Annotated in this window: 11 protein-coding genes; 2 read left to right on the forward strand and 9 right to left on the reverse strand. The window is 70.5% G+C overall.

Annotation, left to right across the window (positions count from 1 at the left end; all coding sequences use genetic code 11):
• The 7 genes from BLS95_RS36850 to BLS95_RS54625 form a co-directional block, all read right to left on the reverse strand.
• Positions 1-830: ABC transporter permease (locus tag BLS95_RS36850; protein WP_090942588.1), on the reverse strand; the 830-nt coding region annotated here is incomplete at its 3' end.
• Positions 831-915: 85 nt separating this feature from the next.
• The gene (locus tag BLS95_RS36855) at positions 916-2,685 is read right to left on the reverse strand and encodes an ABC transporter substrate-binding protein (RefSeq protein ID WP_176993580.1); all 1,770 of its coding nucleotides are present in this window, start codon (positions 2,683-2,685) and stop codon (positions 916-918) included.
• Between the two features lie 50 nt (positions 2,686-2,735).
• Positions 2,736-3,728 carry an ABC transporter permease gene (locus tag BLS95_RS36860; RefSeq protein WP_090942591.1) on the reverse strand — a complete coding sequence of 331 codons (993 nt, stop codon included), beginning with the start codon at positions 3,726-3,728 and terminating at the stop codon, positions 2,736-2,738.
• A gap of 239 nt (positions 3,729-3,967) precedes the next feature.
• Positions 3,968-4,495 carry a cellulose synthase gene (locus BLS95_RS36865; protein WP_245765501.1) on the reverse strand — a complete coding sequence of 176 codons (528 nt, stop codon included), beginning with the start codon at positions 4,493-4,495 and terminating at the stop codon, positions 3,968-3,970.
• A 113-nt stretch (positions 4,496-4,608) separates the two neighbouring features.
• Positions 4,609-5,253, reverse strand: a complete 645-nt coding sequence (locus tag BLS95_RS36870) for an HAD family hydrolase (protein WP_090943059.1) — start codon at positions 5,251-5,253, stop codon at positions 4,609-4,611.
• Positions 5,254-5,328: 75 nt separating this feature from the next.
• Complete coding sequence (gene metH, locus BLS95_RS36875) at positions 5,329-8,793, reverse strand: methionine synthase (RefSeq protein WP_090942593.1); 3,465 nt, start codon at positions 8,791-8,793, stop codon at positions 5,329-5,331.
• Between the two features lie 48 nt (positions 8,794-8,841).
• Positions 8,842-9,024 carry a hypothetical protein gene (locus tag BLS95_RS54625; protein WP_143044004.1) on the reverse strand — a complete coding sequence of 61 codons (183 nt, stop codon included), beginning with the start codon at positions 9,022-9,024 and terminating at the stop codon, positions 8,842-8,844.
• A gap of 35 nt (positions 9,025-9,059) precedes the next feature.
• On the opposite strand from BLS95_RS54625, the gene BLS95_RS36880 reads away from it, so the two are divergent.
• Complete coding sequence (locus BLS95_RS36880; protein ID WP_090942596.1) at positions 9,060-9,914, forward strand: PAC2 family protein; 855 nt, start codon at positions 9,060-9,062, stop codon at positions 9,912-9,914.
• 254 nt (positions 9,915-10,168) lie between these two features.
• The gene (locus BLS95_RS56095) at positions 10,169-10,660 is read left to right on the forward strand and encodes a hypothetical protein (RefSeq protein WP_176993581.1); all 492 of its coding nucleotides are present in this window, start codon (positions 10,169-10,171) and stop codon (positions 10,658-10,660) included.
• Between the two features lie 18 nt (positions 10,661-10,678).
• On the opposite strand, the gene BLS95_RS36890 is transcribed toward BLS95_RS56095, so the two are convergent.
• Entirely contained in the window at positions 10,679-11,422 is a 744-nt protein-coding gene (locus BLS95_RS36890; RefSeq protein ID WP_090942599.1) for a sirohydrochlorin chelatase, read from the reverse strand.
• A complete protein-coding gene (locus BLS95_RS36895) occupies positions 11,419-12,585 on the reverse strand; it encodes a uroporphyrinogen-III synthase (protein ID WP_090942602.1) in 1,167 nt (388 codons plus the stop codon). The genes BLS95_RS36890 and BLS95_RS36895 overlap by 4 nt, the downstream gene beginning before the upstream one ends.
• Between the last annotated feature and the right edge of the window lie 26 nt (positions 12,586-12,611).

Here is a 12,611-nt window from a genome sequence, read left to right on the forward strand (position 1 = left end):
GCGCCACCGACGAGCAGGCCGAAGTCGATGCCGAACAGCGTCAGGATCGGCGTCAGCGCGGCCCGCAGCCCGTGTTTGACCACGACCTGGCGCTCGCTCAGGCCCTTGGCGCGGGCGGTGCGGATGTAGTCCTCCCCCATGGTTTCCAGCATCCCGGCGCGGGTGAGCCGGGCGTATCCGGCGGCGAACAGGAACGCCAGGGTGATCCACGGCAGCAGCAGGTTGTAGGCCCACTGCGCGGGGTTCTCCGTCAGGTCGGTCCAGGCGCCGCCCGGCGGTGTCCAGCCCAGGCCGTAGCTGAAGATGACGAGCGAGATCATGCCGGTGAAGAAGATCGGCAGGGACACGCCGGCGAGTGCGGTGCCCATCGACAGCCGGTCGAAGAAGCTGCCTCTGCGGAGCGCGGACAGGACGCCCACGCTCACCCCGGCCAGCACCCAGATGACGGCCGCGCCGATGGCCAGGGAGAAGGTGACCGGCATGCGGTCGACCAGGTCCGGCCAGACGGGCTGGCCGCTGATGAAGGAGTAGCCGAAGCAGGGCGCCGGGCACTGCTCGACACCTGCGCCGTAGTCGTACTGGGCGCCGGCGAAGATGCCCTTGACGAATCGTCCGTACTGTACGACCACGGGATCGTTGAATCCGAGCCGCTCGGTCACGAGGGCCACGGTCTCCGGGGTCGCCGCGCGCCCGACGTAGCGCGAGGCGAGGGCCTCGGGGCTCGCCCCGGCCCACTGCGGCACGACGAAGAAGATGCCGAAGGTGACCATACTGATCACGATCAGCATCGCGAACGCGCCGATCAGTCGTCTGATGATATATGTGAGCACCGCTACCGGCCGAGTGGCCCGTCCGTATCCGCACGGGCCACTCCTGCCTTCACCTGCCTTCGCTAGATCCCCGAACCTCGCCTGGTCACTCGACGCCGAGCATGACGTAGTCGTACATCGACTGACCCTCGTTGTACGCCACGTTCGTCAGGCCCTTGCCGCGCAGCAGCAGCGTCTTGGCCCAGACCACCGGAAGGATGGAGGCGTCCTCCATGACCTTCTTGTCGACGTCGACCCAGAGCTTGGCGCGGGCGGTCTCGTCGAGCTCGGAGGAGGCCTGGTCGATCAGCTTGTCGACCTCGGGGTTCATGACGCTGAGGTTGTAGTTGCCCGCGTCACGGATGGTCCGGCTGTCGACGATGGCCTGCATGAAGCCGTAGCCGTCGGGCCAGTCGGAGCCCCAGCCGTGGGCGGCCAGGCCGATGCCGTTCTTCTTGACGTAGTCGACGTTACCCGCGTACTCGGAGAAGTAGCTGGAGCCCGGGAAGCCCTTGAGCGTGAGCTTGATGCCGACCCTGGCCAGCGCCTGCTCCATGGCCTCGGCCAGCGCCTTCTCCTTGGGGCGGTCGGCGCGGTAGGTCATGGTGGTGGAGAAGCCGTTCGGCTGCCCGCAGGCGGCCAGCGCGGCCTTGGCCTTCGTCAGGTCGCCCTTGTTGCCCGGGGAGGGGTAGAGGTCGAACTTCTCCTGGCCGACGATGGCCGGCGGCATGACGTTCGTGGCGATCTCGCCACCGGCCAGCTCGCCACCGAAGGCGGTCTGGTTGGCGACGCGGTCGGCGGCGTACTGCACGGCCTTGCGGCACTCGATGTTGTCCAGCGGCTTGTTGTACGGGATCACCGACACGTACCAGAGCCTGGGGATGGTCGGGTTGTCCGTACGGGCCTTGAGCGCCGGGTCCGGCAGGAGCCTGCCGAGGGCGGCCGGCTGCACGCCGGTGCCGTTGACGTCGAGCTGGATGTCACCGGCGATGAGCTGGTTGTCCAGGTCGTCGGCGTTGACGTTGAGCTGGACCTCGATCCGGTCCGGGAGGGCGGGCCGGTAGGGGTCGGTCTTGGGGTCCCACTGGTCGTTGCGGACCAGGGAGAAGCTCTTGCCGGCCTGGTTCGTCTCGAACTTGTACGGGCCGGAGGAGATCACGTGCTCGCGGTATTTGGCACCCGTGTCCTTGGCCTTGGGCACCGGCGCCGTCATCGGCATCTGCACGACGTAGTCCATGGACGCGAACGGCTTCTTCAGGTGGAAGACCACCGTGGAGTCGTCGGGCGCCTCGACGGCCGAGGAGTAGTCCATGTCGGGCGACTTGTAGACGCCCTTGAAGTCCTTCGGCCACTCGAGCAGCTCGTTGAGGTAGGAGGGGCCGTGCGCGAAGGTCTCCTTGTCGAAGGAGCGGGCCACCGCGTACGCCACGTCCTTGGCGGTGATCGCCGTGCCGTCCTCGAACTTCAGCCCGCTCTTGAGCTTGTACGTCCAGGTCTTGCCGTCAGAGCTGGGCGTGCCGAGCCCTTCGGCGAGGTCGGGCACCACGGTGTTGCCCTCGGGGCCGGGACCCGGCTTGTACATGGTCAGCGTCCGCCAGTAGAAGCGGCCGAAGTTGATGGAGAAGCCGTAGTAGGTGTCACCCGGGTCGAGGCTGTCCCAGTCCGCCGGGTGGGCGGCCTTCAGCGTGCCGCCCTTCTTGGTGGACGGGTTCCACACCTGAGTGAGGCCGGCGTTGAACACGGGTTGCGCGGCAGCGGCGTCGCCGGAGCCCGATGAAGCGGGTTGCTGTGTTCCGCCACCTCCGCCGCCACAGGCGGAGAGCACCAGGGCGAGCGCCGCTGTCGCGGCTCCTGCCAGTGCGTGTTTCCTTCTCATTTACTAACCCCTTGATTAGTGAGATGCGGGGGACGAGGCCTGGGCGAAGTTCAGTGAGCTCGCGGGTCGAAGGCGTCCCTCAGCCCGTCACCGAACAGGTTGAACGCCAGGACGGTGACGAAGATCGCCAGACCCGGGAAGAGCACGAAGTGCGGCAAGGTGTAGAAGCGGACCGCTTCGGAGAGCATGCCGCCCCAGGTCGGGGTGGGTGGGTTGATGCCGACGCCCAGGAAGGACAGCGCCGCCTCGAACAGGATGTTGGTGGGGATGAGCAGGGTGGCGTAGACCAGGATCGGCGCCATCAGGTTGGGCATGATCTCGCGGAACAGGATGTAGCCGTTGCGCGCCCCCAGGCTGCGCGCCGCGTCGACGAACTCGCGCTCGCGCAGGGAGAGGGTCTGACCGCGGACGATGCGGCCGATGCTGGGCCAGCTGAAGAAGCCGATGATGAAGATCAGCATCGCGATGCGCAGCCCGTTGCCCTCCAGGCCGAACCCCTTGTCGGGGATGACCCCCGCCAGCGCGATGGCGAAGACGAGCAGGGGGAAGGCGAGGAAGACGTCCATCAGCCGGCCGATCACCTGGTCGACCCAGCCGCCGAAGTAACCGGCGATCACGCCCAGTGTGGTGCCGATGATGACCGACAGGACGGTGGCCAGGAAGCCGATCACGAGCGAGACCCACGCACCGGCCACGATGCGGCTGAAGATGTCACGTCCGTTGACCGGCTCGATGCCGAGCAGGTATTCGCTGCTCATGCCGCCGAAGGTGCCCTTGGGCAGCAGTGTGGACTGGTCGATCTGGTCCTGGTGGAACTCCAGCGGCGGGTGCCCGAACAAGGAGATGATGGGCGAGGAGAAGACCGCCATCAGGATGAGCAGGATCACGATGATCCCGCCCGCGAGCGCGACCTTGTCGCGCCTGAGCCGCATCCAGGCGATCCGGGTGAGGGATCGGCCCTGGATCGCCTTGCCCGCTCCCGCGAGCACCGACTCCGGTTGAGCTTCTGTTGCGGAGCCGGAAACGTCTAGCGGTGCGGTCATGCCGAAATGCCCCCTGGTACCAGACGACGGCCGTCTTGAACTACGTACTTTAGACCGCGAGTCGCGACCTCAGGAGGCAGAATCTATGGCCTGAGCTGGTATGACCAGTCCCTTGGGGTGCTATGTGGCTAATCTGTGATTGATGCGAAACTCATTCGTATTGATCTTGATTTGATTGTCTAGGCCGGGTTCCGGTTGCGTCTCGGAACTGTGACATAGCACTGGGTTTCGCAGTGGATTCAGCTGATGCCGCGGCGCTTCAGAAGCTCCTCGATGTCGGAGAAATCGTCGTCGCTCTTGGCCGGTTTCCGGGCGGCGGCGGAGGGTTGCGGCTTGGTGGGCGCGGCCGGATTGTTCGCTGAGGGCTGAACCGCGGGGCGCTCCGCGGGCGCCTTGGCGGCCTTGTCACCGGTCTTGTCACCGGTCTTGCGCCGGCCGACCGACAGCGTCCTGCCGCGCATCACCCCCGACACGACGAAAAGCACCACCGACAGCCCCGCGACGGCCACCCCGGCCCACACGAGCGGGTTGAACACCAGGCTGGTCACGAAGGTCACGATGCTGCTGCCGATGGTCCACAGCGTCTGCAGGGCCTTGGTCAGGTAGGCCGCCAGCGGCAGCAGCGCCCACGCCATCACCCTCATCCCCGCGGCCGCTCCCCTGCGCCTGAAGGCCAGGAAGCTGAGCACCAGCCCCACCGCGGTCGCCCCGCCGCACAGCGGTAGCCAAGCGATCGTGTTGAACGTCTCCATCGTGCCGCCCCTCATCGTGGCTCCTGCACTCCATCCTGGCACGCGAATCCGCGCCGGCCCCTCCTCCGCGAGGACCACTTGTCCCCTAGGGATCATCGCCTCCGGGGCGGCGGGGGATCTCAGGGCCGTCAGACGGTGATGAGTGCGCGCAGGTCGGCGACGCCGACCTCTTCGAGGGAGGCGACCACGAGCCGCCCGGGCGCCGGGTCGATGGCGAGCACGCTGGGAACGGCCACGACCGCGCAGCCGGCGGCCGTCCCCGCCGCCACGCCGCTGGGCGAGTCCTCCAGCACCACGCAGCGCACCGGCTCGACCCCCAGCAGCCGCGCGGCCGTCAGGTACGGCTCAGGGTCGGGCTTGGTCCGGGTGACGTCGTTCGCGGTGACGATGACGTCGAACCGGTCGCGGCCCACGCCCTTGAGCACCGCGTCGGCGATCTCCTTCAGCGACGAGGTGACCAGCCCCACGGGCACGCCCTCGGCCCGCAGCGCGTCGAGCAGCTCGGAGGCGCCCGGCATGACCCGCACGCCGCGCGACAGGCGGTCCACCATGCCGGCGACCATCCACCCGGCCACGGTCGCGGGGCTCTCCTCTGAGCCGGAGACGGCCAGCATGTAGGCGACCGTGCGCTCCATGGACCCGCCGACCAGGTGGGCCTGGTGCTCGGTCGTCCACTGGCCGCCGAGCCTGGCCACCACCTCGGTCTCGATCTCCAGCCAGACCCTCTCGCTGTCGACCAGCAACCCGTCCATGTCGAAGAAGACCGCCTGCATGCCCACCCCTGTTCAGTGCTCCCGTGCCTGCCATTGTCAACGCCCGCCGATGAACGGCGGGCGGCCGGTGGCGGGTCAGACGTTGAAGTATTTCGCTTCCGGGTGGTGGGCGACGAGCGCCGAGGTGGCCTGCTCGGGGTGGAGCTGGAACTCCTCCGACAGCGTGACCCCGATGCGCTCGGGGTCGAGGAGCTGGAAGAGCTGCTGCTGGTCCTCCAGGTTGGGACAGGCCGGGTAGCCGAAGGAGTAGCGGCAGCCCTGGATGTTGACCTTGAGCATGTCGTCGAGCGACTCCTCGCCGCCGATGCCCCACTCGGCGCGCACCCGTGCGTGCCAGTATTCGGCCAGCGCCTCGGTGAGCTGCACCGACAGGCCGTGCAGCTCCAGGTAGTCGCGGTAGGCGTCCTTGGCGAACAGCTCCGCCGTGGCCTCGGAGATCTTCGAGCCCATGGTGGCCACCTGGAAGCCGACCACGTCGACCTCGCCGGAGTCCTTGGCCCGGAAGAAGTCGGACAGGCACAGGTGACGGTCGCGGCGCTGGCGCGGGAAGGTGAAGCGGGTGCGCTCGTCGCCGTCGTCGTCGAGCACGATCAGCGTGTCGCCGTCGGAGCCGCACGGGAAGTGGCCGTAGACGACGGCCGCCTCCAGCAGCCCCTCGGTCTGGATGCGGTCCAGCCACATGCGCAGCCGCGGCCGGCCCTCGGTCTCGACCAGCTCCTCGTAGCCGGGCCCGTCGCCGCCCCTGGAGGGCTTGAGCCCCCACTGCCCGAGGAACAAAGCCCGCTCGTCGAGGAAGGCGGAGTATTCGGCCAGGGAGATGCCCTTGACGACGCGGTCGCCGTAGAAGGGGACCTTCGGGACGGGGTTGTCGGCGGCCACGTCGGAGCGGGCGGGCAGCTCCTCGACGGGCGTGCGGACCAGCGTGGCGCCGGTCCTGACGCGCCGCTCGCGCAGCGGCGGCAGCGTCGCCCCGGCGACGCCGCGCTTGACGGCCATGAACGCGTCCATCAGCCGGAGCCCCTCGAACGCGTCGCGGGCGTAGCGCACCTGGCCCTCGAACAGCTCGGCCAGGTCCTGCTCGACGTAGGCGCGGGTCAGCGCGGCGCCGCCGAGCAGCACGGGGTATCTGTCGGACAGGCCCCTGGAGTTCATCTCCTCCAGGTTCTCCTTCATGATGACCGTCGACTTGACCAGCAGCCCGGACATGCCGATGACGTCGGCCTTCTGCTCGTCGGCGGCCTCCAGGATGGCCGAGACCGGCTGCTTGATGCCGAGGTTGACCACCTGGTAGCCGTTGTTGGACAGGATGATGTCGACGAGGTTTTTCCCGATGTCGTGCACGTCGCCCTTGACGGTGGCCAGCACGATGCGGCCCTTGGACTCGCCCTCGACCCGCTCCATGTGCGGCTCCAGGTAGGCGACGGCGGTCTTCATCACCTCGGCCGACTGCAGCACGAACGGCAGCTGCATCTGCCCGGAGCCGAACAGCTCGCCGACCGTCTTCATGCCGTCGAGCAGCACGTCGTTGATGATCTCCAGGGCGGGCCGCTGGTCGAGGGCGGTGTCGAGGTCGGCCTCCAGGCCCTTCTTCTCGCCGTCGATGATGCGCCGCTTGAGCCGCTCCCACAGGGGCAGCGCGGCCAGCTCCTCGGCCTTGCCCGCGCGCAGGGCGGCGGCGTCGACGCCCTCGAACAGCTCCATGAACCGCTGCAGCGGGTCGTAGCCGTCGCGGCGCCGGTCGTAGACCATGTCGAGGGCTACCTGGCGCTGCTCGTCGGGGATGCGGGCCATCGGCAGGATCTTGGAGGCGTGCACGATGGCGGAGTCGAGCCCGGCGTTGACGCACTCGTTGAGGAACACCGAGTTGAGCACCATGCGGGCGGCCGGGTTGAGGCCGAAGCTGATGTTGGACAGCCCGAGCGTGGTCTGCACGCCCGGGTAGCGGCGCTTGAGCTCGCGGATGGCCTCGATGGTCTCCAGGCCGTCGCGCCTGGTCTCCTCCTGGCCGGTGGCGATGGGGAAGGTCAGGCAGTCGACGATGATGTCCTCGACGCGCATGCCCCAGTTGCCGGTCAGGTCCTCGATGAGGCGGGTGGCGACGCGGATCTTCCACTCGGCGGTGCGGGCCTGGCCCTCCTCGTCGATGGTGAGCGCGACGACGGCCGCGCCGTGCTCGCGCACCAGGCGCATGATCTTCTGGAAGCGGGAGTCGGGGCCGTCGCCGTCCTCGTAGTTGACCGAGTTGACGGCGGCGCGCCCGCCGAGCATCTCCAGCCCGGCCTGCAGCACCGCGGGCTCGGTCGAGTCGAGCATGATCGGCAGCGTGGAGGCGGTGGCGAAGCGGAAGGCCAGCTCCTTCATGTCGGCCACGCCGTCGCGGCCGACGTAGTCGACGCACAGGTCGAGCATGTGGGCGCCGTCGCGGGCCTGGTCGCGGGCCGTCTCGACGCAGTCGTCCCAGCGGCCCTCCAGCATGGCCTCGCGGAAGGCCTTGGAGCCGTTGGTGTTGCAGCGCTCGCCGATGGCCAGGTAGGAGGTGTCCTGCCGGAACGGCATGGTCTGGTAGAGGGAGGAGGCGCCCGGCTCGGGGTGCGGGCGGCGCTGCGCGACCTCCTTGCCGCGCACCCGCTCGACGACCTGGCGCAGGTGCTCGGGGGTGGTGCCGCAGCAGCCGCCGACCAGGGACAGGCCGTAGTCGCGGGTGAAGGTGGCGTGCGCGTCGGACAGCTCCCCCGCCGACAGCGGGTAGTAGGCGCCGTCGGCGGTCAGCACCGGCAGGCCGGCGTTGGGCATGCAGGACAGCTTGAGCCGGGAGTGGCGGGCGAGGTAGCGCAGGTGCTCGCTCATCTCGGCGGGGCCGGTGGCGCAGTTGAGGCCGACGACGTCGACGCCGAGCGGCTCGATCGCGGTCAGGGCGGCGCCGATCTCGGAGCCGAGCAGCATCGCGCCGTTGGTCTCGATCGTCACCTGCGCGATGATCGGGACGTCCCGTCCGGAGTCCTCCACGGCCCGCCGGGCGCCGATGACGGCGGCCTTGACCTGGAGCAGGTCCTGGCAGGTCTCGATGATCAGCGCGTCGGCGCCGCCCGCGATCAGGCCCGCCGCGTTGTCGCGGTAGGCGTCGCGCAGGCTCGCGTACGGCAGGTGGCCGAGGGTGGGCAGCTTGGTGCCCGGGCCCATGGAGCCGAGCACGAAGCGCGGCTGGTCGGGCGTGGACCAGTGGTCCGCGGCGGCGCGCGCGATCGCGGCGCCGGCCTCGGAGTATTCGTATACCCGTTCGGCGATGTCGTATTCGCCGAGGGCGGCCATGTTGGCGCCGAAGGTGTTGGTCTCCACGCAGTCGACGCCGACGGCGAAGTAGGCGTCGTGCACGCCGCGCACGATGTCGGGCCGGGTGACGTTGAGCACCTCGTTGCAGCCCTCGTGGCCGTGGAAGTCGTCGATCGTCGGGTCCTGGGCCTGGAGCATCGTGCCCATTGCCCCGTCAGCGACGACGACCCGCTGGGACAGTACTTCTCGGAAGGATGGGGAGATGCTCATGAGGTAGAGCTTATCGGGTGCCGCTCGAGCGCCCTTCTCGCCAGTGGCTCACTCGCGGACGGGGCCCGGATCGAGCGCGGGCGGGGGCGGCTCGATGTGGGCGGCGCTGTTGGCGGGCCCGCCGAGCGGGTACGCCGCCGTGGGGCGCCCGCCGAGCCCCGGAACGCCCGTGTGGCAGGCGGTCCCGTGGGTTCGGGGGAGATCAGTGACGTTGATGCCTGCCGACCGCATAGGCTTAGCTGGACGATGGAGAGAGGAGGCGACACGTGATAGAGCTCGAAGGGCTCCCCGAGCTCGTCGACCCGGTGCTCATAGCCGCGTTCGAGGGGTGGAACGACGCGGGAGAGGCCTCCAGCGGCGTGATCGCCCATCTCGAATCCGCCTGGAAGGCCGAGCCGCTCGTCGCGCTCGACCCTGACGACTACTACGACTTCCAGGTGACGCGGCCCGTGGTGGAGATGAACGACGGGCTCGCCCAGTCGATCGTGTGGCCGACGACGCGGCTGCTGCGGGCGCGGCCACCGGGCAGCGAGCGCGACGTGGTGCTGCTGCGCGGCATCGAGCCCAACATGCGCTGGCGCTCGTTCTGCGCCGACATCATCGAGGTCTGCCGCGAGCTCGGCGTCGAGCTGGCGGTGATGCTGGGGGCGCTGCTCAACGACTCCCCGCACACCCGTCCGGTGCCCATCCTCGGGGGCGCGACCAACGCGGCACTGGCCCGCTCGACCAACTTGGAGCTGAGCCGCTACGAGGGCCCGACGGGCATCGTCGGGGTGCTGCAGCACTCGTTCGGCGCGGCGGGGCTCGACGCGATCTCGCTGTGGGCGTCGGTGCCCCACTACGTCGCCCAGCCGCCCAACCCCAAGGCCACCCTGGCGCTGCTGCGGCGCCTGGAAGACGTGCTGGAGATCCCGATGCCGCTGGGCGACCTCGACGAGGAGGCCCGGGCGTGGGAGCGCGGCGTCGACGAGCTGGCCTCGCAGGACAGCGAGGTCGCCGAATACGTCAAGGAGCTCGAGGAGCGCAAGGACGCCGCCGAGCTGCCCGAGGCCAGCGGCGATGCCATCGCGGCCGAGTTCGAGCGCTACCTGCGCCGCAGGGACAGAGACACTGACAGCTAACGCTTGGGCTTAAATTCGACATCTTTTCGCGATTTCGAGTAATAATCGAGGATCGCACCTGCTCGCCCTAGTTGGGACTCCAGATCTGGCCGCTGAACGGCGGCCGCCGTCCGGCTCCGCGCCGCGACACCCGCTCACTCACTGGACCTGCTCACTCACTGGCTTGACCGACCGCGCACGTTAGGCACGCCATGGCGACTTCCCGGGTAGACCCGCACCAACGTAGTCAGGACACGCGACGGCGCATCCTGGAGATGGCCGTCTTCGTCAGGGAGGACCGCCCCGGCGGCTCCGTGGACCACTTCCTCGCCCTGCTGCAGGACCGGCTTCCGCTCTGGCTGAGCATCCTCCACGATCTGTCCCACCGCGTGGGGAAGGGCCGCGTGGCGGACAACCTGCTGCCGGTGGCGCGCGCGGGCATCGACTACTACCTGGAGGTGCAGGGCGCGGCGCTGCCCGCGTTCACCTCGCCCCACGTGACCGTCCGCTTCCGCGAGGCGATCCGCGACACGGGGCTCGGGCCGCCCGCGGAGACCGCGCCGCTGGCCGCTTACCTGGCGGCCGAGCAGCGTCTGGGGCGGATCGCGGCCGGCGTGGACCCGGAGGCGAGCGCGCGGCTGCTGATCGCGGGCTGCTTCCACCGCGCCTACATCGAGATGTTCGTCGGCGCCGACGCCGGGCCGTCACGCGACGCCAGCGCCCGTGAGATCGTCCGCGAGCTGCGCCTGGAGTCCGCCTCCGCGTAGCACTCCCCAGGAGGGAGGCTAGCGGGAGGCCGCCCGGTGCGGGGTGCTGGCACGGCGGTGGCGGCTCAGGGCCTCGTCGTAGCGGTGCCAGATCAGTGCCGCCACGTCCGGGCCGGCGCCGAGCGGCGCGCTCACCAGCCCGGCGCCCGCCGTGGCCAGGCGTCCGTGGAAGTGGCCGGGGGCCAGGACGTACGAGGCGATGGCGACCCGCGGGGCCGGGGTCGAGGCGAGCCGGTCCATGGCCTCCGCCAGTGACGGAGAGCCCGCGGCGGCGAAGGCCGCCGTGACGGGGCGGGCCAGGCGTACCGCGAGGTGGTGGGCGGCGGCGCGGACGTCGGCGAGGGCGGCCGGGTCGGTGGAGCCGGCCGCGCCGAGCACGACCGCGTCCGTCCCGCGCAGCCCCGCCTCGGCCAGCCGGCGGGCAAGCGCGGAGGTCAGCAGCGGGTGCGGCCCCAGCCAGCCGGCCACCACCGCGTCGGGCCTGCACCCGGCGACCACGGCGGGCAGGTCGACATGGGTGTGGTAGCCGCCCGCCAGCAGCAGCGGGACGACGACCACGGGGCCGGGCACCGACGGCAACACCGCGGACAGGAGCGGGGAGCTGATCTCCAGGTAGCCGAGCTCGACGCGGCACCCGGGACGGGCCCTGCCGGCCGCCTCCGCCAGCGCCGCCAGCGTGCGCTCCCCCGCGGCGCTGCGGGTGCCGTGCGCGGCCAGCACAAGGGCGGGGGTGCCGTGGGGGGTCGGGTGGGGTGTGGTCATGGGATGGGCTCGTACCGGCAGGCGAGGCGGTAGCCGCGTTTGACGACCGTCTCGACGATGCCGCTCGGCCCGAGTGCGCGGCGCAGCCGGGTGATGGCCATCTCCACGGCGTGCTCGGCCGACTCGCGGGCGAGGCTGCCCGGCAGCACGGTACGCAGGTCGCCACGCGACACCACGTGCCCCGGCTTGTCGGCCAGGCGCTTGAGCACCGCCATCGGGGCCGGTGGCAGCGGCCGCAACTCCCCGTCCACGACCACGGCGTGCCCGCGGATCTCCAGCCGGTGCTCCCCCGCCATCAGCCGGGTGACGCCGTGCTCGGGCAGGTGCCGGGCCAGGGCGCGGGCCAGCGCGCCCAGCCGCGAGCGGTCCGGCTGCAGGGTCGGCACGCCGCGCGAGGTCAGCGGCCCCGCGGTGACCGGCCCCACGCAGGCGGCCACCACGGACCCGCCGAACGCCGCCAGCACCGTGTCCTCCAGCCCCTCGGCGCGGGCCATGCCCAGCATGGCGTGGACGGCGGGCGCGCTGGTGAAGGCCACCGCGTCCACGGAGCCGGAGATCGTCTGGCTGATCAGCCGGCGCAGCGGCGAGACGTCCCGGTACGGCAGCCACCGGTAGACCGGGATCTCGATCACCTCGGCCCCCGCCTCCCGCAGGTCGGCCACGAAGTCATCGAGCGGCTCCCCGTGCTGCTGCACCGCGATGCGCCGGCCGCGCAGGTCCTGGGCCAGCAGGTACTCCTTGACCTCCTGGCACGACTCGGTGGCCGGGGTCCAGTGGTCGTTCAGCCCGGCGGCGCGTACCGCTCCCCTGGCCTTGGGGCCGCGCGTCAGCAGGCGCGACCGGGACAGGTGCGCGCTCAGGTCGGCCGCCAGGCCCCAGCCCTCGGCGGCGGCCATCCAGCCGCGGAAGCCCACGCCGGTGGTGACCACCACGTCGTCCACCGGCCTCTCCAGGCTGAGCCGGGTGGCGGCCAGCAGGTCGGCGTCCTCGGCCAGCGGGACGAGCCGGATCGCCGGGGCGCTGACCACCCGCGCGCCGCGCCGCTCCAGCAGCGCGCCGAACTCCTCGCGCCGTCTCGTCGCGGTCACCCCGATCGTGAAACCGGACAGGGCGTCGGGCGCCGTCTCCGGCGACGGGCCGCCCTCGGAGGGGAGCACGGTCATGGCGCCTCCGCGGGCCGGCCGCTCGT

Source organism: Nonomuraea jiangxiensis (genome assembly GCF_900099965.1).
In the GTDB taxonomy this organism is placed as follows: domain Bacteria; phylum Actinomycetota; class Actinomycetes; order Streptosporangiales; family Streptosporangiaceae; genus Nonomuraea; species Nonomuraea jiangxiensis.

Bases quoted from the DNA above. Each gene is read 5' to 3' on its own strand.
- BLS95_RS36855 (WP_176993580.1), bottom strand. From the start codon at position 2,685: ATGAGAAGGAAACACGCACTGGCAGGAGCCGCGACAGCGGCGCTCGCC.
- BLS95_RS36860 (WP_090942591.1), bottom strand. From the start codon at position 3,728: ATGACCGCACCGCTAGACGTTTCCGGCTCCGCAACAGAAGCTCAACCG.
- BLS95_RS36865 (WP_245765501.1), bottom strand. From the start codon at position 4,495: ATGAGGGGCGGCACGATGGAGACGTTCAACACGATCGCTTGGCTACCG.
- BLS95_RS36870 (WP_090943059.1), bottom strand. From the start codon at position 5,253: ATGCAGGCGGTCTTCTTCGACATGGACGGGTTGCTGGTCGACAGCGAG.
- metH (WP_090942593.1), bottom strand. From the start codon at position 8,793: ATGAGCATCTCCCCATCCTTCCGAGAAGTACTGTCCCAGCGGGTCGTC.
- BLS95_RS54625 (WP_143044004.1), bottom strand. From the start codon at position 9,024: ATGCGGTCGGCAGGCATCAACGTCACTGATCTCCCCCGAACCCACGGG.
- BLS95_RS56095 (WP_176993581.1), top strand. From the start codon at position 10,169: ATGGCCGTCTTCGTCAGGGAGGACCGCCCCGGCGGCTCCGTGGACCAC.
- BLS95_RS36890 (WP_090942599.1), bottom strand. From the start codon at position 11,422: ATGACCACACCCCACCCGACCCCCCACGGCACCCCCGCCCTTGTGCTG.
- BLS95_RS36895 (WP_090942602.1), bottom strand. From the start codon at position 12,585: ATGACCGTGCTCCCCTCCGAGGGCGGCCCGTCGCCGGAGACGGCGCCC.